This is a genomic window from Streptococcus sp. HMSC073D05 (assembly GCF_001812015.1).
Lineage (GTDB): Bacteria > Bacillota > Bacilli > Lactobacillales > Streptococcaceae > Streptococcus > Streptococcus parasanguinis_D.
Genome location: NZ_KV807490.1, coordinates 139,561 through 160,212 on the forward strand (window position 1 = coordinate 139,561; position 20,652 = coordinate 160,212).

At 46.0% G+C, this 20,652-nt stretch carries 12 protein-coding genes and 1 pseudogene; 11 read left to right on the top strand and 2 right to left on the bottom strand.

The features are described from left to right. Positions 1-327 precede the first annotated feature (327 nt). Positions 328-798, bottom strand: a complete 471-nt coding sequence (locus tag HMPREF2832_RS06310; RefSeq protein WP_070506042.1) for a COG2426 family protein — start codon at positions 796-798, stop codon at positions 328-330. A 155-nt stretch (positions 799-953) separates the two neighbouring features. Here HMPREF2832_RS06310 and HMPREF2832_RS06315 point away from each other — a divergent pair, with 155 nt between their 5' ends. From HMPREF2832_RS06315 to HMPREF2832_RS06365, 11 genes are all read left to right on the top strand, one after another. Beyond that, positions 954-1,475 carry a Dps family protein gene (locus tag HMPREF2832_RS06315; protein ID WP_003009034.1) on the top strand — a complete coding sequence of 174 codons (522 nt, stop codon included), beginning with the start codon at positions 954-956 and terminating at the stop codon, positions 1,473-1,475. 215 nt (positions 1,476-1,690) lie between these two features. Then, positions 1,691-8,545 carry an Ig-like domain-containing protein gene (locus tag HMPREF2832_RS06320; RefSeq protein ID WP_070506044.1) on the top strand — a complete coding sequence of 2,285 codons (6,855 nt, stop codon included), beginning with the start codon at positions 1,691-1,693 and terminating at the stop codon, positions 8,543-8,545. 105 nt (positions 8,546-8,650) lie between these two features. After that, complete coding sequence (locus HMPREF2832_RS06325; RefSeq protein WP_070506046.1) at positions 8,651-12,361, top strand: alpha-L-fucosidase; 3,711 nt, start codon at positions 8,651-8,653, stop codon at positions 12,359-12,361. A gap of 216 nt (positions 12,362-12,577) precedes the next feature. Continuing rightward, positions 12,578-13,042: a CtsR family transcriptional regulator gene (locus tag HMPREF2832_RS06330; protein WP_003009029.1), complete on the top strand. Its 465-nt coding sequence runs from the start codon at positions 12,578-12,580 to the stop codon at positions 13,040-13,042. Then, complete coding sequence (locus HMPREF2832_RS06335; RefSeq protein WP_070506048.1) at positions 13,043-15,472, top strand: ATP-dependent Clp protease ATP-binding subunit; 2,430 nt, start codon at positions 13,043-13,045, stop codon at positions 15,470-15,472. 9 nt (positions 15,473-15,481) lie between these two features. Then, entirely contained in the window at positions 15,482-15,970 is a 489-nt protein-coding gene (locus tag HMPREF2832_RS06340; protein ID WP_049498182.1) for a hypothetical protein, read from the top strand. After that, on the top strand, positions 15,948-16,355 hold the full coding sequence (locus tag HMPREF2832_RS06345; protein WP_070506050.1) for a DUF4430 domain-containing protein: 408 nt from the start codon (positions 15,948-15,950) through the stop codon (positions 16,353-16,355). Before HMPREF2832_RS06340 ends, HMPREF2832_RS06345 begins: the two co-directional genes overlap by 23 nt. Before the next feature lie 164 nt (positions 16,356-16,519). Then, a complete protein-coding gene (locus HMPREF2832_RS06350; RefSeq protein WP_049498180.1) occupies positions 16,520-17,245 on the top strand; it encodes a hypothetical protein in 726 nt (241 codons plus the stop codon). A 165-nt stretch (positions 17,246-17,410) separates the two neighbouring features. After that, complete coding sequence (locus HMPREF2832_RS06355; RefSeq protein WP_049498179.1) at positions 17,411-18,472, top strand: AAA family ATPase; 1,062 nt, start codon at positions 17,411-17,413, stop codon at positions 18,470-18,472. Between the two features lie 10 nt (positions 18,473-18,482). Further along, positions 18,483-19,265, top strand: a complete 783-nt coding sequence (pnuC, locus tag HMPREF2832_RS06360; RefSeq protein ID WP_049498178.1) for a nicotinamide riboside transporter PnuC — start codon at positions 18,483-18,485, stop codon at positions 19,263-19,265. Further along, positions 19,266-20,042: an NUDIX domain-containing protein gene (locus tag HMPREF2832_RS06365; RefSeq protein ID WP_070506052.1), complete on the top strand. Its 777-nt coding sequence runs from the start codon at positions 19,266-19,268 to the stop codon at positions 20,040-20,042. Between the two features lie 254 nt (positions 20,043-20,296). Here the strand turns inward: HMPREF2832_RS06365 and HMPREF2832_RS10515 are convergent. Then, positions 20,297-20,422 (bottom strand): annotated as a pseudogene (locus HMPREF2832_RS10515) (site-specific integrase); the annotation flags it as partial. Positions 20,423-20,652 lie beyond the last annotated feature (230 nt).

Consider the following 20,652-nt stretch of genomic DNA (forward strand, 5'->3'; position numbering starts at 1 on the left):
TTCTAGGAAAACTTATCTTTTTGACACAATCCGCCGCCCGTGTTCAATTAGTTTTGGACCCATTCGCTTTTCAAATTTTAGGCTCATGCTAAAACAGTTCCCCGAACTGTTTTACTTCCAAAACTCCCGAGTGCTAGAAACATGATTGTTTCTAGCACTTTTCTCACAGCGGAAAGTTTTAGTAGATGACTGAGTAATTCTAATAAATAAATTTTTTTGTTTTATAGAATTTATTAGATTTGTAAAAAAACAGTTTGTCTATACTCTTAGAGGAACGGGAATCTTTTTTTATATGTAAAAACTGAAGCCGTTGCTTCAGTCTTTTATTTAATGTGCGAAGGTATCGATTCCTAGAAGCAGGGACAGGGTTCCCATGATGAGGCCAGCTAGGATCACTCCGAGCATGACTGCGAGGCTACTGCGTTTGAAGTCCCAGTCAAGGATAGAAGCTGCAAGAGCTCCGGTCCAGGCACCAGTTCCTGGTAAAGGAATGCCGACGAATAGGAGTAGGGCCCAGAAAATTCCCTTGTCTCCTGCAGCTTTTTCTAATTTCTGTCCGCTTCGATGGCCTTTATTGAGACACCAGCTAAAAAAGCCTCCGATAATTGGTTTTTTTGCCCCCCAAGTAAGAATATGGCGGGCGAAAAAGAAGATCAGAGGGACAGGGAGAAGATTTCCGATCACTCCGATCAGGAGCGCTGTCCATAAGGGAATACCATTTGCAATGGCAAAAGGGATGGCCCCGCGCAATTCAACAAGGGGCACCATGGAGATCAGGAAGGTAAAGAAATATTTCATTAGTCAAGCCTTTCGATTAGTCTTCTTCATTCTATCGTATCTTTTCTCAATTGACAACTATGATCTTTTTTAATCTTTTATCTTGACTTTCTGGTGGAGGAAGCATATAATAAAGACATAGTTAATTAGAATCATTATAAAAAAGGAGAAATGACATGACAACTATGAAACATGAAGCAGCTACTGATGTAGCAACTTTTGCACCTTCAAATAAAGAAACTCTTCCAGAAACAAAAGCTCTCTTGAACCAAGTCGTAGCAGATCTCTACGTGGCTCACATTGCCCTTCACCAAGTACACTGGTATATGCGTGGACGTGGCTTTATGGTTTGGCATCCAAAAATGGACGAATACATGGACAGCTTGGATGCAACCTTAGATGAAGTGAGCGAACGCTTGATCACTCTTGGTGGTGCGCCATATTCTAGCATGACTGAATTTTTGGAACACAGCAATATTGAAGAACGCCGTGGAACATTTACGAAAAATGTAGAAGAAAGTTTGACACGTGTTCTTGAAATCTTCCATTACCTTGATGGCCTTTACCAAAAAGCTTTGAATGTTACCGATGCTGAAGGCGACGATGTAACCAACGATATCTTTGTTGGGGCTAAAGCAGAACTTGAAAAGAACATTTGGATGGTGGCTGCTGAACTTGGTCAAGAACCAGGATTATAAGATCATAAAAAAATAGAAGCCGTGGGCTTCTATTTTTTTGGTTTGTAGGAGATTTCCACTAATTAAAGGAATTCTTAATCTAACTATAGTTGGAGCGAAATCGAGGCCTATCGCTCCTATTTTTTTGGTATAGTTAATATGTGATTTTCTGTAAGCGTTCGCAGGTATAAGAAAGCGCTTACAAATTTAACAGTTAATCCTAAGAGGAGGTTTTTATGGGAAAGTCTTTTTTTGAAAAGCGTCCTGTTTTTAGTATTCGTAAGCTCTCCGTTGGAGCTTGTTCTGTTGTGATTGGGCTTTCTGCCTTGGGTCTTTCAAGGGTCCATGCGGAAGAAAAGCCAGCCCTCGAAAGTGAACCGACTTCGATGGAGACACCAAGTGTTGTAACTGAAAACTCAGAAACGGAAGTTCCTGAAGCTGGTGCAATGGTTTCAGAAGCTCCAGCTGTCATCACCCCTACCAGAGCTGAGGGAAAGCCGGCGCCTCAAGGCGAAGGCCAGCCTGTTTCAGCTTCATCTGAGCGTGCTACAGGAACGGAAGAAACAGCTGTTCCAGATCAAAATCGTGTAGCGGAGGATATTGTGCAAGATCGAGAACGTGATTTTAATAAAGATTGGTATTTTAAATTAAATGCAGCTCCTGGTGCAGAAGGGCGTCAAGTGGATGTCAAGGATTGGAAAAAATTAGATCTTCCTCATGACTGGTCTATTTTCTTTGATTTTGATCACAACTCTCCTGCTCAAAATGAAGGGGGTCAATTAAACGGTGGGGATGCTTGGTATCGTAAGACCTTCCGTTTGGATGACAAAGATTTAGATAAGAAGGTCCGCTTGGAATTTGGCGGGGTTTACATGGATTCCAAAGTCTATGTAAACGGACAATTCGTCGGTCATTATCCAAATGGCTACAATGCCTTTTCTTATGATATTACTCCTTATTTGAACGCAGATGGAAGCGAGAATACCATCGCCGTTCATGTGGTCAATCAACAACCAAGTAGCCGTTGGTATTCTGGTAGCGGGATTTACCGGGATGTTAAGCTGAGTGTGACGGACAAGGTTCATTTAGCGCAGTATGGGACTACGATTACGACCCCTCAGTTGGAAAAACAGAAAGATGGGGCAGTAGATACGGTGGTGAAGAGCCGCATTGTCAACCAGGATGATCAAGCCCATAGTATTTATGCGGAATATGAAATTGTCGATCAAAATGGCCAAGTGGTGAGCGAAAAAACGCGCAGTGAAGCACAAGCTGTTTTAGCTGGTCAAGAGATCAACCTTTCTCAAACCTTGCATGTTGAAAAACCAACCCTCTGGGATGTGAAAACGGATCATCCAGCTCTCTATACCTTGTATACGCGGGTTTATCGGGATTCGCAGTTGGTCGATGTGCAAAAGGAACGCTTTGGTTATCGCTATCTCAACTGGACGCCAGAAGGTGGCTTCTTCCTCAATGGGGTGGCGACGAAATTCCACGGAGTATCCCTTCACCATGACCACGGGGCTCTTGGAGCTGAGGAAAATTACAAGGCTGAATACCGTCGTCTCAAACAGATGAAAGACATGGGGGTCAATGCCATCCGGACGACCCACAACCCAGCCAGTGAACAAACCTTAAAAATTGCTGCTGAGTTGGGCTTGATGGTCCAAGAAGAAGCCTTTGATACCTGGTATGGTGGTAAGAAACAATATGATTACGGTCGTTTCTTTGAAAAAGATGCCACTCACCCAGAAGCTCGTAAGGGGGATACTTGGTCCGATTACGATCTACGAACCATGGTAGAGCGGGGCAAGAACAATCCAGCCATTGTCATGTGGTCAATCGGTAACGAAGTCGGTGAAGCAGATGGTTCAGACAAATCTGTCGCAACTGTTCGTCGCTTGGTCAAGACCATCAAGGACGTGGATGCAACCCGCTATGTCACTATGGGAGCTGATAAATTCCGCTTTGGTGATGGATCAGGAGGCCATGAAAAGGTAGCGGCAGAGCTCGATGCGGTTGGTTTCAACTATTCAGAGGCCAACTATGAAAGCTTACGGGCGAAACATCCAAACTGGCTCATTTATGGTTCTGAAACCTCTTCTGCGACGCGGACACGGGGCTCTTACTACCACCCTGAAAGAGAATGGGTCGGAAGCAACCAAGAAGATCGCCACTATGAACAATCAGACTACGGCAATGATCGGGTTGGTTGGGGTCGGACAGCGACAGCCTCTTGGACCTTTGACCGCGATCATGCCGGCTATGCAGGGCAATTTATCTGGACTGGTACGGACTATATCGGTGAGCCAACTCCATGGCACAACCAAAATGACACACCTGTGAAAAGTTCTTACTTCGGTATTGTCGATACGGCCGGTCTTCCAAAGAATGATTTTTACCTCTACCAAAGCCAATGGGTATCGGCTGAAAAGCATCCGATGGTGCATCTCTTGCCACATTGGAACTGGGACAACCCAGAATTGGCCAATCGTGTCATGGATGAAGAAGGTCGGATTCCTGTTCGGACCTTCTCCAATGCCCACAGTGTGGAATTGATTGTCAATGGGGAATCACAAGGAGTGAAGACCTTTACCAAGAAGACCACAGCTGATGGCCGGACTTACCAAGAAGGGGCAAATCCGGATGAACTCTATCTAGAGTGGTTGGTTCCTTATGTGCCAGGTAAGGTGGAAGCCATTGCCCGCAACGAAGCAGGCGACGTGATTGCGAAAGATCAAGTCGAAACAGCCGGCAAGGCTGCAGGTGTTCGCTTGTTGAAAGAAGAACATGCGATTGCAGCAGACGGTAAGGATTTGACCTATATTACCTATGAGATCGTTGATGAAGCAGGTCGTGTGGTGCCAACTGCCAATAATTTGGTGCATTTCCATTTGCATGGACAAGGCCAAATTGTCGGTGTCGATAATGGGGAACAAGCTAGCCGTGAACGTTACAAAGCGCAGGAAGATGGCTCATGGCAACGCAAAGCCTTTAACGGCAAAGGGGTGGTCATTGTCAAATCAACTGAGCAGGCGGGTGCCTTTACTCTGTATGCAGACTCAGACCGCTTGCAATCAGACCAAGTCAGCCTCTTTACAGGTAAGAAGGACCAAGCGGAACGCACCGTATTGGGTGTAGAACCCGTTCGACAAAGCGCTTATCTGGGAGAAGAGCCAGCTTTACCAAGTAAGGTCAATGTGGTCTATAGCGATGGCAAGGCCCAAGAAGAAGCCGTTGAGTGGGACAAAGCAGACTATAGCCGTGCTGGCCAAGTCCGTGTGACAGGTCATGTTCAAGGACGCACGGTCGAAGCTCTGGTCGATGTGATCGGTGTGGAGCAAGTTCTTCCAGTCATCAAACAAATCCCACAGGGAGCAGATCTAGCGACAGTGGATAAGACTGTGCAATTGGTCTTTACAGATGGCCAGACAGTTAGCTATGAAGTTGATCAATGGACCTTGGAAGCTGGTCAAGAAGATCAATTGTCCACACCAGGTGCTCGCTTGAAAGCGACAGGACTCCTAGGCAATGGGGAAGCCGTCCAAGCGACACTAGTGGTTGCAGGAGGAGATGTAGCCAAGGCTAAGAAACCAACGGTTCAGCTAGATGGAGTAGCTCTTCCAAAATTTGGTAGTGGCAACCATACCATTTTCCGTTCCCTCGCTTATGGTCAAGAGCCAGGTCAAGTCACAGCAAGTGCAGAAAATGCCCAAGTGACGGTCCTCCAAGCTAACCGTGAAAATGGTTTGAAAGCTCAAATTTTTGTAACTGCTCAGGATACGGGAGCTGTCCAGACCTATGTGGTCCAATTCCAAGAAGAAAGTCCACAGATTGAGCGCCTAGAATTGCGTCTGCCAGAAGGACAGGAACTCAAGGAAGACCAAACGGTACCACTTGAAGTCATTGCCCATTACCAAGATGGTAGCCAGGCAAGTCTCCAAGCAGATCAAATCGATGTGAAGACAAGAGCTGGTAGCCAAGGAAAAGCCGTCGCAACCAATAAAGGTTTGGAATTGCGGGAAGCAGGCTTGGTTCATTTAGAAGCCAACTTCCAAGGACAAACGGGAGAAGTCAGCTTTACTATCACGCCAAATCCAGAAGAAAAGACAGTTGTGAAGGTGCGTCCTGTACGGATCAGCACCGATCGAAACATTTTGCCAGCTCTTCCAGAGACCGTCTTGGTCGAGTATGATAAGGGATTCCCTAAAGAAAAACGCGTGACCTGGGATGCTGTAACCGCAGATCAAGTCAAGGATTACCATAGCTTTACAGTCACAGGTCATGTAGAGGGTGTGGAAAAAGAAGCCCAAGCTCAAGTGACGGTTGAAGGTATTATCGCTGTAGAAGAAGTCAGCACTACCACTCCAGTCGGAGAAAAACCAGCTCTTCCAGAAAGCGTGCGGGCCTATCACTCTAATGGTAAGACCTATACTGCTAAGGTGGCCTGGGATGCGGTTGATCCGCAACTCTTGGTCAAAGAAGGAGAAGTTGTCCTCTCCGGTCGTGTAGAAGGAACAGATCTTCCAACCCGTCTTCATATTCGTGTTTCCGCAAACACAGTCAAGGGAGCCAATGTAGCAGAGCAATGGACAGGATCTGTCTTGCCACTCGCTTTTGCAAGTGACTCTAACGATGCGGATCCAGTTGCTAAGGTCAATGACAAGGTCATCTCCTTTACCGATGCTCCAGCTAACCGTTGGACCAACTGGGGCCGTGACAATGCGGAAGATTCGGTTGGAATCTTGTTTGGGGACTCTGGTATCTTGACCAAGCGTGCAGTGGACAACCTCCATGTTGGTTTCCATGAAGACCACGGCGTTGGGGCTCCAAGTGAATACGTGATTGAGTACTATACAGGGGAGCAAATCCCAACAGTTCCAAGCAATCCAAATCGTGTCAAAGACGAAACAGACCATCCATTTAACAATCCAGCCAACTGGAAAGAAGTCAGCAACCTAACCGTTGAAGAACCGGTAGCAGCTGGCAAGATGAATCATTTCAGTTTTGATAAGGTCGACACCTATGCTGTTCGGATCCGTATGAAGACGCCAGAAGGCAAGCGTGGAAGCTCTATTTCAGAGATTCAGATCTTTGCCAATAAGGTGGCGGCAGAAGAAAAGAGCCAGTTGACCATTCGCGTCAATGGCGATGTCTTGCCAGGTGTCAACCCAAGTGTGACAGATTACTATATCGATGCGCGTGATCGGGCTTATCCACAAGTGGAAGCGACAGCTAGCCATCACGGTCTTGCAACGGTTGTGCCAAGCGTCCATGAAGGTGAGCCAATCCGTGTCATCCATAAAGCAGAAGATGGTACTATCTTACAAGAATACCGCCTCCATCTCACAAGTGATGCAGAAAAACTGAAACAAGCTACCCCAGTAGCAGTAGAAGCAGGCAGACGTTTTGTGAAAGTCGGTCAAGATCTGGTTCTACCATCTACAGTAGGTGTCTACTTCAAAGGGGACACAGGTTACGAACGCAAGGAACTGACGGTGGACTGGCAGGCTATCCCAGCTGATGCACTTTCTCATGAAGGCAGCTTCACGTTAGAAGGAAAGGTCCTCGGTTATGATCTGACAGCTCAGCTGACCGTCCGGGTGTCAGAAAAGACAGGAGAAAACCTCTCTGTGAACCGTGACTACAATGCAGAGGATACCAGAGCATTTGCTAGTGAAACCAACGATCTCGATCCAAATCAAATCGACTATATCGATTACATCAATGATGGTGGCTACAATGAGTACTACCGTTGGACCAACTGGAAGAGAGAGCCGGATCAAACAGAAGTGTTTGCTGGTCTCATCTTCAAGAAAAATGGTCAAGTAACCGAGCGCTTGGTCAATAAAGTAGCAGTCGACTTCTTTGCAGATCAGGAAACAGGTCTGCCAACGAAAACGGTTCTAGAACGCTACATTGGTCCAGACTTTGATGTCCCAGATGATTACGGCAATCTGAAGAATCTTCCAGAACATCCATTTAACCAGTCCTCTAACTGGGAAGAAATTCCTTACAGCTTGGATTATGCCTTTGAGCCTGGTTATATCTCTAACCTCAGCTTCAACGAAACCAGAACGAAAGCCATCCGTTTAAGAATGGTCCGTGATGAAAGTCTTAAAGGAATCGGAATCATTGAATTGAGCGCCTATGCCCCAACAGAAGAGGCCCAGGCAACAACTGACGTTACGATCCAAGTGAATGGCAAAGACCTAGAAGGTTTTAAACCAGATGTGACAGATTATCATCTAGAGTATGAGGGAGAACGTCCAATCGTTTCAGCACAAGGCAAGAATGGAACAGCCGTTACGGTCATCGATGCTAAAAGTGCCAATGCTCCGGTTCTTATCAAGGTTGTCTCAGAAGATGGCAAGCTCGAAAAAGTATATCAACTTTCTCTCTCCGCAAAAGCACCTACAGGCTCAGCCATTCCTGAAGAAGGGGTTAAGAATCTGGTCCATACCAAACCAGAGTTGGTGATTGAGCCAGAAGAGATGGACTTTGAACGCCTAGAACGTCCAAATGCGGATCTTCCAAAAGGTGAGAAACGTGTGGTTCAAGAAGGTCAAAAAGGCCGCAAATTGCGCTTGGTGGAAGTTTCTCAAGAAAATGGTGTGGAAAGCCGGAAGGAACTGGATGCCTTTGTAGAGCTAGATCCAGTGGCAGAAATCACAGAGGTGGGCACGAAAGAAGTACTTCCAGACACTCCACAACCAGAGCCGCAGCCACAGCCAGAACCACAACCAGAGCCACAGCCAGCACCTCAGCCACGACCACAACCAGAACCACAACCACACCCGCTTCCGAACTCAGAACATCCTCATGCCTCAGAAAGACCAGTAGCTGCCGCAACTCCTCAAGCATCTCTTGAGGTCAAAGCAGTGCGTCAGGAAGGGACAGATGTAGCAGGGAAGGAAGTCGAGAAAACAGCACAAACACCAGCAGTTTCAGCTACTCCAGTTTCCGAAGGTAGATTACCAAATACAGGAACGGAAGAAAGCGTCGCAAGCCTCGTTGCTGGAATCCTAGCGGCAGGCCTTGCCAGTGCTGTGCTGGACGATCAGAAAAAAAGAGCCAATAAGGCCAAATAAAACAGCTAGAGAAACTAGCAAATAACGGAAAAAAGTTCACAGGTAACAGAAAGAGGATGGGGAAAGTCTCCACCCTCTTTACCTGATGACATAAAGGAATAGAATATGGGAAAAAGATTATTTGATAAGAGAAATCGATTTGGCATTCGTAAACTCTCAGTAGGCGTCTGCTCGGTAGTCGTAGCGACTTGTTTTTTAGGAGTGACTACCAGTTACGCAGAGGAACAAGCTGAGAGGAGTGAAACTCGCGAAGAACGGGTCGAAACGAGAAATGCAGGAGAACAAGGAAAGGAGGAGAAAACTGTGAACGAGCACCAAGAAGAATCAGAGAATTCCTCACCTGTAACGAGTGAGAAAGAAAACCGCGCAGTCAGTCAAGGGACAGAAGCAAGTCAACCAGCCACTTCTCCAGATGAGGAGCCTGAGATTGCAGACTATGGTCCGCTTCCAAGCAAGGCCCAAATGCAATACCACCGCGAAGAACTAGCAGCTTTCATCCACTTTGGGATGAATACCTACTACGATCGTGAGTGGGGAGATGGACAAGAAGACCCTTATTATTTCTATCCAGAGCATCTGGATACCGATCAGTGGATCAAAACTCTGAAAGACGCGGGCTTCAAACGGACGATCATGGTCGTCAAGCACCACGATGGCTTCCTCTTGTACCCTTCTAAATACACCGACCATACCATTGCCAAAAGCGGTTGGAAGGAAGGAAAAGGCGATATCCTAGCCGAGGTTTCTGCTTCTGCCAGCAAGTATGACATGGACATGGGGGTCTATCTCTCTCCTTGGGATGCCCACAGCCCACTCTACCATGTGGATACAGAGGACCAATACAACGAATACTATCTCAACCAGCTCAAAGAAATACTTGAAGATCCAAAATATGGAAACAAGGGCAAGTTCGTAGAAGTCTGGATGGATGGAGCGCGTGGCGATGGGGCTCAAAAAGTCACCTATACCTTCGATAAGTGGTTTGATGCCATTCGTAAGGCCCAAGGGGATATTGCCATCTTCTCAGCTGAGCCCACCAATGTTCGTTGGATCGGAAATGAAAAGGGAATTGCTGGAGATCCAGTTTGGCATAAGGTCAATCCAGATAAGATTCGCAACAATCCATCCAATAGCTACCTCAATCACGGGGATCCGGAAGGGAAGCAATACTCAATGGGAGAAGCCGATGTCTCTATTCGCTCCGGCTGGTTCTACCATGACAACCAAGAGCCTAAGTCCTTGCGCGAATTGATGGACATTTACTTCAAATCGGTCGGCCGTGGAACCCCGCTTCTGCTTAATATTCCACCCAATCAAGACGGAAAATTTGCGGATGCCGATGTGGCCCGTTTGAAAGAATTCCGCCAGACCTTGGACCAACTCTACAGTGTGAACTATGCGGCAGGAGCTTTGGTAGAAGCTGACTCAACACGACGCAATCCGCTCTACAAGGCCAGCCATTTGACAGATGGCGATGAAAAGACCAGTTGGGCACCTGCAGATGATGCCAAAACCGGCTCTTTTGTCCTTGATCTTGGAAAAGAGCAACACTTTGATGTGGTAGAGCTCAAAGAAACCATCGAGAAAGGTCAACGGATTTCTGGCTTCACCATTGATGTGGCTGTGAATGGCCAATGGATTCCATATGGGGCTGGCTCAACCGTAGGATATCGCCGATTGATCAAAGGGCAACCAGTTGATAGTCGTTATATCCGGGTGTCCATCACTGATGCCCAAGCTACTCCAATCTTGAACGGAGTCTCTGTCTATAAGACACCAGCTAGCATTGAAGAAACCGATGGCTATCCGCTTGGTTTGACTTATCATTCTGACCGGACAGCAGAGCGGGCCAATGGCCAGTGGAATGAAGAGGGAGAAGGCGTCCGAGGCACCTCTATATGGACCAAGGAAAAAGGAGCTTCGGTGACCTATCAGTTTGAAGGCACCAAGGCCTATGTGGTCGCAACTGTCGACCCTGGTCATGGGGAAATGTATGTCTATGTCGATGGCCAAAAGCTAGCGACCGTCAATACCCAAAGCCCAAGTCGCAAACGCAGCCAAAAGGTCTATGAAACACCGGACTTGGCAGCAGGATCCCACACCTTGACCTTGGTCAATAGCAAGGGAGATGCGATCGCAACGGAAGGGATTTATGCTCTCAATAACCAAGAAAAGGGGCTCTTTGAATTTGCTCAGCCAATCCTAGCCGTTAAGAAAGGCGACCCAGCGCAAATCCTCGTCAAGAGAAAAGGTGGCTCTAAAGGAAGTGCCAGTCTTAAATTGATCACAGAACCAGGAACAGGGGTTCATGGCAAGGTCTACAAAGATACCAACGTCACCCTTGAGTTCGCAGATGGCGAGACAGAAAAAACAGTCCAAGTTCCAACCCTTGATTTTGCAGGAAAAGCGACCGACGTCTATGACTTTAAGGTCAAATTGTTGCATCCGGATCAAGGAAGTCTGGTCGGCTTTATTCCAGAACTGACAGTCCAAGTGATGAACGAGGACCTGCTTCCAGAAAATCGCAAAGAAGTAGATGACCAAGATCCAAAACTGCATTACAGTGAGGGTTGGCAGCACGAGACAGACAATCAAAACTTCTCAAATGGCACAGAATCTTGGTCTAGCTTTAACCAAGTGACCGATGAGGAAGGCAAGAAACACATTGAAGTGACCATTACCTTTAAGGGCACTGGTGTGGAGGTCCGAGGAGTAGTCGACCCAAGTCATGGTCTCTACAGCGTCACCCTGGATGGAAAAGAAATGGCCTTCGAAGAAGGTCGGGGCCATGATTATGAGATCGAAGGCGATCATTATTTCAGTGGCTATGGAGACCAACGCAAGCTCGACCAGAGTTTGGTCAATCTGCAAGGCCTAGCAAAAGGCTACCACCAACTACGCTTGCATCTAGATCCAACCCTCAATGACCCTCAGTCATCTAGAGCTATCCAAGTAGACCGATTTATCCTCTCAGGGAAAGATAGTCAGTTGCTCAGTCAAGAAGAGTTGCAACAGATCATCAGAGAAGGAGTAGAAAAGATCAAGGCTACTTCTCTCGATCGCTTGAAAGCAGATCTCAAACCGATGGTTCAAGAACAATTGACGGACTTGACTCAGTTGTTGGATCAAGAGCGACCAGATTTGGTTGCTGCAGCTAATCAAGTGGAGGCACTTGAAACCATCTTAGAAGATACTCACAATTATGAACCGCTGACGCAGACACGACCAGAAGAAGGTGTTCGGGATTTGATTCTTGAAAAACCAGAACTTCTCATCGAAGCGGAGGAGATTCCATTTGAGAGTCAAACACGTGAGAACAAGGACTTGGCCAAGGGCGAGAGCCGGATCCTTCAAGCAGGGAAGGTCGGACGCCGGCTGAAATTGATCGAGGTTCGACAAGAAGAAGGCAAAGAAATTCGGACAGAAGTCGATGCCTTTGTCGAAGTGGAGGCTCAGGACCAGATCACAGAAGTTGGAACGAAGGAAGCGGAAGAAAGTCCGTTGATAGCTGATATGCCGACTCCAACCACTCTTGTAACTCCAAGTAAGGTGCAACCAGAAGTTGCGACTCTTTCTCAAGCTGAAGACAAAAAAGAAAAAGAAAGACCAGTTCTCTTGCAACCGAAAACCTCAGAAGCAGTTTCTGTTTTGACTTCAGACCATCCAGAAAAAGAAGGTGTTGAAAGTCCTTCTCTACAATCGGAAGGAAAACTTCCTCAAACCGGTACAAAAGAAAGTGGACTGTTTGCTTGGTTAGGCCTTCTTGGCCTAGGTTTCTTGGGCGGAGGCGCCAAATTCGTTCGTCGCAAAGAGTAGTTCCTTCTTCGCATAAGAGGTTAGTTCTTACTAGCCTCTTTTGTTTTGTTTTCTTAAGAGATTCCTATTTCCATGGAGTCTTTGCTTTATTTACAGCCGTAAAAATTGTATAATAGTCAAATAAGGTCAATGATGAGAAGGAACACTCCAAGGCCATTTTTTATGGGCCAAGAACAGAGCATCCATCTAGAAAAAAACAAGCCAGAAAGGAGCATCATGGCAAATAAGAACACATCTGATAGCATTGAAGCTTATATCAAGGCCTTGCTGGCTCAAGCTGGCATGGCAGAGCTCAAAAGAAGTGAGTTAGCCGATGTCTTTCAGGTCGTACCCAGTCAGATTAACTATGTTATCAAGACTCGCTTTACCGAGAGCCGAGGCTATATTGTAGAGAGCAAGCGCGGTGGTGGGGGCTATATCCGCATTGGCAAGGTCCAGTTTTCAGATCACCATCAGATGCTCCAAGACTTGGCAGCCAATATTGGAGAGACCATCAGCCAGCAGGTCTTCAATGATATCCTCCAGATGCTCTATGAAGAAAAATTATTGACACAACGTGAGACTCAGCTCTTGCTTGCGACGACCTCCGATGAGGTCCTAGGTCGAGATGCTCTCATCCTACGAGCAAGTATGCTGAAAAAAATTATTCAACAAGTAGATAGAAAAGGAAATACCGACTAGATGAACTATTCAACAGCACTGTTAGAAAGTATAGAAGCGGCCCAAATACTAGCAGGCCACTATCAGGGGCATACCTTAGATACTTGGCATCTCCTGACGGCTATGGCCAATAATCCCTATAGCGTAGCAGGTTCTGTACTTAACGATTATCCTATGCAGATCGATGAGTTTCAGGATGCAGCGGAGCATATTACAGGCCAAGCTTTTCAAAGCGACAATCGGTATGAAATCTTCCCATTTTCTTATCGGATGGAAGCGATTATGAAACACGCAAGAGAGATTGCCCAGGTCCTTCATGCCAAGACCTTGGGAACAGAGCATGTGCTCCTCTCTCTTCTAGCAGACCGTGGGACCTTGGCGAGCCAAGTTATGGAGTTTGCCGGCTTTGCCTTTACAGAGCAAGACAAGGGAGTTCCTATTGCCTCCCTTCGCAAGAATTTAGAAGACAAGGCAGGCTGGGACAAGAATGATATCAAAGCCATTCGGAGTCTCTATCGGGCCCAAAACCCCAACCGCCAAACCATGGGAAATATGATGGGCATGCCCCCAAGCACCAGTGGAGGTCTTGAAGATTATACCCGTGATTTGACAGAAATGGCGCGTGCAGGCCAGCTTGAGCCTGTGATCGGCCGGGATGCAGAGATTTCACGCATGATCCAAATCCTCAGCCGCAAGACGAAGAACAATCCTGTATTAGTGGGAGAAGCAGGGGTCGGAAAAACCGCCCTTGCCTTAGGTCTGGCTCAGCGTGTCGCTAGTGGCAATGTTCCAGCTGAAATCGCACAGATGCGTGTCTTAGAATTGGATCTCATGAATGTCGTTGCAGGGACGCGCTTCCGTGGGGACTTTGAAGAACGGATGAACAATATCATCCAGGACATCGAAGAAGACGGTCACGTGATTCTCTTTATCGATGAACTGCATACCATTATGGGGTCAGGATCCGGTATTGATTCGACCTTAGACGCAGCCAATATTCTAAAACCAGCCCTGGCACGGGGAACCTTGCGTACAGTTGGGGCAACGACTCAAGATGAGTACCAAAAGCATATCGAAAAAGACGCAGCCCTCTCTCGACGTTTTGCGAAAGTCACCATTGAAGAGCCAAGTGTTGCAGATAGCATCCAAATTCTCCAAGGCTTGAAAGAGACCTATCAGGACCACCATCATGTGACCATTACCGATGAAGCGATCGAAACAGCTGTCAAATATGCCCACCGCTATTTGACCAGCCGTCAATTGCCAGATTCAGCCATTGATCTCTTAGATGAAGCGGCAGCTACCGTACAAAACCGCGATTCCAACGGTCACGTAAAAGAAGAGTTGACCGCCTTGGATCGGGCCTTGATGGATGGCAAGTGGAAGAAAGCAGCCCAACTCTTAGAAGTAGAGTCCGCTCCCGTTGTCTACAAAAAAGAAGTCACTGACCAAGATGTCTTGGTGACTTTGAGCCAATTATCTGGTATTCCAACTCAAAAACTGACCCAAACCGATGCCAAGAAGTACCTAAACTTAGAAGCAGAATTGCACAAGCGCGTGATTGGTCAAGACCAAGCCGTTTCGAGTATCAGTCGGGCTATTCGACGCAATCAATCAGGTATCCGTAGCAATAAACGTCCGATCGGTTCTTTCATGTTCCTAGGACCTACCGGTGTCGGAAAAACAGAGCTAGCCAAAGCTTTGGCAGAAGTTCTGTTTGATGATGAATCGGCCCTCATCCGTTTTGATATGAGTGAGTACATGGAAAAATTCGCGGCCAGTCGCCTCAACGGAGCTCCTCCAGGCTATGTGGGCTACGAAGAAGGAGGCGAGTTGACAGAGAAAGTCCGCAACAAACCATATTCAGTTCTCTTATTTGATGAGGTGGAAAAAGCCCATCCAGATATTTTCAATGTCCTTTTGCAAGTCTTGGATGATGGAGTCTTAACCGATAGCAAAGGCCGGAAGATCGACTTCTCCAATACCATTATCATCATGACCTCAAACCTGGGAGCAACAGCCCTTCGGGATGATAAGACAGTTGGCTTTGGTGCTAAAGATATCCGCTTTGACCAAGCCAATATGGAAAAACGCATGTTTGAAGAGTTGAAGAAGACCTATCGTCCAGAGTTTATCAACCGGATTGATGAAAAGGTGGTCTTCCATAGTCTCTCAAGCGAGGACATGCAGCAGGTAGTGAAAGTCATGGTCAAACCGCTCATCGCGACCTTGGCCGAACAAGGCATGACCCTCAAATTCCAGCCTTCAGCGCTCAAGTTGCTAGCAACCAAAGGCTACGATCCAGAAACGGGAGCTCGCCCACTCCGTCGTGTCTTGCAGACCGAAGTGGAAGATCAACTAGCAGAGCTATTGCTGAAAGGGCAAGCCCAAGAAGGGCAAACCATCAAGGTTGGAACGACAGCCGGAACGATCAAGTTCGAGATTGTCTAGGAGGACGTCATGACGCTTCAGCGATTAACCCGTATTTCGCTTTTGGCGGCCCTTTGTGTCGCTCTACGTCAGGCTTTTGCCCCTTTCCCAAATGTCCAACCTATTTCTGCTATCTTTTTTCTCTTGGTGATATTTGAAGGGTATAGCTTTGCTTTTCTTGTGATGATGATCACCATGTTTGTCTCCGCCTTTTTCCTGGGGATGAGCCTGATTGTGTTCTTTCAGATTGTCGCCTTTGGCTGTTTGATGCTCATTTGGCGTATCAGTTACAAGTGGTTGCCCTTTGTCCTTCAGATCCTTTTTGTGGGCCTACTGTCCTTTGCTTATGGGGTCTTGATCGATAGTGTTTATGCCTTGATATACCATATTCCTTGGTGGACCTATGCTTTGGTCAATGGTTTTAGTTTTAACCTTGCCCATGCTCTGTCGACGATCATTTTCTATCCCATTATCTATCAAATCTTTAGGAGATTTTATGTTGAAAAAAACTATTTCTAGCTTGATGACCTTACTTGCAGCTCTTCTTTTAGCGAGTTGCGCTCCGTCTCATAGCACAAACAATCAAACAACTGCTTCTAGCGCAGAAGTTGCCAAGAAAAACGAAATTTCGATTACGATTAGTGTGACGCCAGAAGGTCAAAAAGTGCAATCGAAAACCTTGAAAGTAGCAGAAGAGAGCAACCTCATGAAAGTGCTCAAAGCCAACTACAAGATTGAAGAAAAAAATGGCATGATCACCTCGATTGACGGTCACAGCCAAGACGAAGCCAAAGGGCTTTACTGGATGTACAAGATCAATGGCGAGATGGCTCCAAAAGGTGCTGCTGAAACCACCGTTAAAAAAGGGGATAAGATCGAATTCTATCAAGAAGTGTATAAATAATGAGAAGCTGGACAGTATGTCCGGCTTTTTTTGCAAAGTTTAGGAACTTACTTAAAACTTCTTTCAAATTAGAAAAATATTTGAGAAACTATTGACAGCCCCATATAACAGTGTTACAATAATGTTACAAAATATTACAAATGTTACAAAAAAGAGGTTCTGTTATGAAAAACAAAAAAATCATTTCCCTAGCAGCCCTAGCTTTGACAGCTAGTCTTTTCCTAGGAGCTTGTGGCGGGAATAAAGAAGAAAAAACTTCAGAAGCAAGCAGTTCAAAGACCAGTCTGGTTAAACAAACCAGCTCTTCTTCTAAGAAAAAAGTGATCACTAGTAAAGATCAGATTGCCTCTTCATCCTCTGATAGCAAATCAGAAGAAAGTCATACTGTTGGTAGCAAAAATAACCAAGCTGCAGCTAGTCAAACACCTGCTCCAGCTAAAGAAGCGACACCAGCAGCACCCGTAACAAAAGAAACAAAAGAAGTAGCCACTCCAGCAACACCAGCGAAAGCAAAATTGCCAAGTCTAGAAGACGGTCATGCCCATGCTAAGAAGCAAGCTTCTGCTACGGAGAATGCCCAATACAAGGGAGTCTATTCTGTAGCAGCAGGAGATTTCTCCGCAGCAGCTGGGAATTGGTCTGACAAACGCGACACTGGAGTCACTATTGGCCAAGGTGGTCAAGTGACCATCCAACTTCCTGGGGGCCAACCCGTAGCCTATGGTATCAGCGCTTATAACTATACCTTGGATGATGGTCATTACCATGCCAATCTCTCAGCAGGCGATGGGTCTGCGGCGACTCTAGATATCGTAGTTGGAAAAGATGGTTCTGTATCTAGTGTGACGGTTCTGAAAGACGGTGTCAGTCACTCCCTCACTCGTGAATAAAATTCGAAAGATCTGAAAGGATAAGCTTCTCTTTTCAGATCTTTTTTTGTTGATTTGAAGAAAAATATATTTTTTTATAAAAAAACTACTGACAGATAGAAAATATAGTTTATAATAAAAACATAAAGAAAATCTATTTATAAAAAATTATAAAAAGGAGTTTATATGAAAAAAGAAAGAATTGCCCTGGTTTTTGGAACCTTTGCGCCTCTTCATCAAGGGCATATTGACCTGATCCAGCGGGCCAAGCGTCAGTGTGATCGCGTTCGTGTCATCGTTTCTGGTTACGAAGGGGATCGTGGCGAAGAAGTGGGACTGCCTTTACAAAAACGCTTCCGTTATATCCGCGAAGCTTTCTCAAATGATGAGTTGACCCAAGTCTATAAGTTAGATGAGACAGAACTTCCTCGTTATCCCTTGGGCTGGGAGCCTTGGTTACAGACAGCCCTAGACACCATCCAGTATCAAACAGAGACAGAAGAGTTGATCTTTTATGTAGGGGAGAAAGCCTACAAGGAAGAGTTGGAAGCTAGAGGGTTTGAAGTTCACTTAGAAGAGCGTCGCTTCGGGATCTCTGCTACCATGATCCGGGAAAATCCCAGCAAATACTGGAAATACATTGCCCAGCCCTTCCGTCGCCAGTTCACGAAAAAAGTCTTGATCATGGGGAGCGCCAGCAACGGGAAAACGACCCTTGCAAAGGACTTAGCCCGCTTTTACGATGCACCTGTTAGTCTTGAGTATGCCCGTGAATACCAGATCAAGAACAATGTTCGAGATGATGAGCTCACGCCAAAAGATTACTATTATCTACTCTTAGGACAGTATGATCAAACCTCTAAGCTCATCGATAGTAGTGCCAATAGAGGCCTTGTCATCGCAGATACCAATTCCCTGGTGACCAAGGGTTATTACGACTACTACATGGAGGTCGAAGGTCAGGATACCAGCATGACCGATACCTTCGACAACCTCTTTGTCAGTATTCTGTCCAAAGAAAAATGGGATTTGATCCTCTTTGTACAGCCGATCGGTTCTTATGTCAATGATGGTTTCCGAGACATGACCATGGCTGACGAAGAGATCCGCACCAGCTTTTCAAATTACCTGGACCAATTGCGCCAGCAATACCTAGGAAACATTCCGACCACTTTCCTCGCATCAGACTACCTCGGCAACTACGAAGAAGCTAAGAAGGTGATCGATGCCATTTACCAAGCCGACTAAGGAGCAGCTTATGAAAAACCTATCTGAAAAATTCGCAACTTTTAGCCAAGACTTTAGAAATGTTCACCGAGAAGCGAAAAAGCAAGGCTTTGTCAATATTATGAAACTTCTATGGAAGGACCTTTTTGTAGGACGCACAGCCTTTCAATGGATTTATCTCCTCCTTCTTTCTAGTGTTCCCTTCTTCTTAGAATGGACCAATCGGACAGGACAGCATGATTGGCTGGGACTGTTTGCTTCTTGGACAGGCATTGTCTGTGTCATCCTGGTTGCCGAAGGGCGTGCTAGTAACTACCTCTTTGGAGCAGTGAATTCCGCTATCTACCTCGTTTTAGCCCTCAATAAAAACTTCTACGGGGAAGTTCTGACAACTCTTTATTTCTTCATCATGCAACCGATCGGCCTTTATGTTTGGCTCTCTAATCGGATCAATGATCAAGGTAAGGTTGAAGAATCTCACTTTGAAGCCAAGAAATTGAACTTAATTGAGTGGATGCGCTACTTGGCCTTGTGTGCTGTGATTTGGATCGGTATGGGCTTTGCGTATCAGAGCATCCATAGCGCTCGCCCTTTCCGCGATAGTATCACCGATGCGACCAATGGGGTCGGCCAGCTCCTAATGACCCGCCTTTACCGGGAGCAATGGATCTTCTGGATTGCGACCAACGTCTTTAGTATCTATCTCTGGTGGGATCAGAGTCTTCACATTCAAGGGATGTACTGGGTTTACACGCTCAATAGTTTAGTGGGCTGGTACCAATGGACCAAAGCCCTCAAGAAGGAGGTGGCTTAGATGGCAAGTCTCTCAATTCCAGCAGGAATGACGGAGAAAGAGTATTTTGAGACGGTCGCTAGTGAAGCAGACTTTCTCAAGTGGTACAAGGAGCAAGACCTGCCGACTTATGAAACTCCAAGTGTCACAGCGGATATGGTGGCTTACTGTTTTGTTGAAGGCAAGCTCAAGCTCTTAGCTATTCGCCGCAAGGCCCACCCTTATCAACACCGCCTCGCCTTGGTGGGGGGCTTTGTGAACAAGGATGAAGATGCGACTCATGCCTGTATCCGAGAAGTCAAAGAAGAAGTTGGGCTCGATCTGCCAGTGAATAAGGTGGAGCAGCTCCTGACAGTTTCCACCCCTGGGCGGGACCCCAGAGGCTGGATCATTACCATCGCCCATCTGGTCTATCTGCCAGCAGAAGCAGTAGACTTAGCCCATGCAGGTGACGATGCCAAGGAAGTCGTTTTTCTCGATGTCGATTTCAAAAAGTCCCAGTGTTTGCTTGATGGAGAACCCTTAGCTGCTTCTGATTTTGCCTTTGACCACTACCAGATTATTCAAGAATCGATCAAGCGGATTCAGGGGCGTCTGGACTGGAATCCAACCTTCCTCTATCTGTTAGAGGAGCCTTTCACCGTTTATGAAGCAACCGAGTTGGTTAATCTGATCAATCCTGGACGCCCCATCGTTAGCAATAACTTCCTCGTAAAATTCGGAGAATTCGTGGAAGAAGTGGGTGTCAAGCGGGTACCTAAGAAAAAACCACGCAAGACCTACCGCTTAAAACAGTAGATCGAGCGGGGTTCATTCCGGAAATCTCTCCAGTTACTATTAGTAGCTGGAGGGCTTTTTTTGTTCTAGCAAGAAATATTTTAAAAATATGTCAAAAATAGTTGACATGTTATTTTTGGAATACTATAGTCAATTATACCGAAAAGAGTCTATAAACGTTGGTACAAAGGGAGTTTAAGCCTCTCTCTTTTTATTTTGTGGATTTTTTTAAGAACTTTTTATTTTTTCAAGAGCGGTTTCGTAGAAAGAGACTGCTCTTTTTGGATTCTTGCTGATATAGTCGTCTTAACTTTTTTACCTGTAGTGCAATCTATACCAAAATAGATACTAGAGCGTTAAACAGCTGTTCCGTCTTTTTTTGTGTGTTGTGTAATTTTCATGGTTTTAACCCCTTTTCCATCAGCAGGCAAGCAATTAGAAAAGATTTTGAGCTTATACCATGCGAGGAGCTACGAGATCTCCTTACTTTACCGATATAATTGACCTTTTCATAAAGAAGAGTTATTTAAGATAGATTAATAGACTTTAATAAAATGCTATTTTATACGTCGAATGAGAATATTAATCTATAGACCACTATAAACCACTATAAACTGCTATAAACTGCTAT

Coding starts and splice junctions, on each gene's coding strand:
- HMPREF2832_RS06310 (WP_070506042.1), bottom strand. CDS start 798: ATGAAATATTTCTTTACCTTCCTGATCTCCATGGTGCCCCTTGTTGAA.
- HMPREF2832_RS06315 (WP_003009034.1), top strand. CDS start 954: ATGACAACTATGAAACATGAAGCAGCTACTGATGTAGCAACTTTTGCA.
- HMPREF2832_RS06320 (WP_070506044.1), top strand. CDS start 1,691: ATGGGAAAGTCTTTTTTTGAAAAGCGTCCTGTTTTTAGTATTCGTAAG.
- HMPREF2832_RS06325 (WP_070506046.1), top strand. CDS start 8,651: ATGGGAAAAAGATTATTTGATAAGAGAAATCGATTTGGCATTCGTAAA.
- HMPREF2832_RS06330 (WP_003009029.1), top strand. CDS start 12,578: ATGGCAAATAAGAACACATCTGATAGCATTGAAGCTTATATCAAGGCC.
- HMPREF2832_RS06335 (WP_070506048.1), top strand. CDS start 13,043: ATGAACTATTCAACAGCACTGTTAGAAAGTATAGAAGCGGCCCAAATA.
- HMPREF2832_RS06340 (WP_049498182.1), top strand. CDS start 15,482: ATGACGCTTCAGCGATTAACCCGTATTTCGCTTTTGGCGGCCCTTTGT.
- HMPREF2832_RS06345 (WP_070506050.1), top strand. CDS start 15,948: ATGTTGAAAAAAACTATTTCTAGCTTGATGACCTTACTTGCAGCTCTT.
- HMPREF2832_RS06350 (WP_049498180.1), top strand. CDS start 16,520: ATGAAAAACAAAAAAATCATTTCCCTAGCAGCCCTAGCTTTGACAGCT.
- HMPREF2832_RS06355 (WP_049498179.1), top strand. CDS start 17,411: ATGAAAAAAGAAAGAATTGCCCTGGTTTTTGGAACCTTTGCGCCTCTT.
- pnuC (WP_049498178.1), top strand. CDS start 18,483: ATGAAAAACCTATCTGAAAAATTCGCAACTTTTAGCCAAGACTTTAGA.
- HMPREF2832_RS06365 (WP_070506052.1), top strand. CDS start 19,266: ATGGCAAGTCTCTCAATTCCAGCAGGAATGACGGAGAAAGAGTATTTT.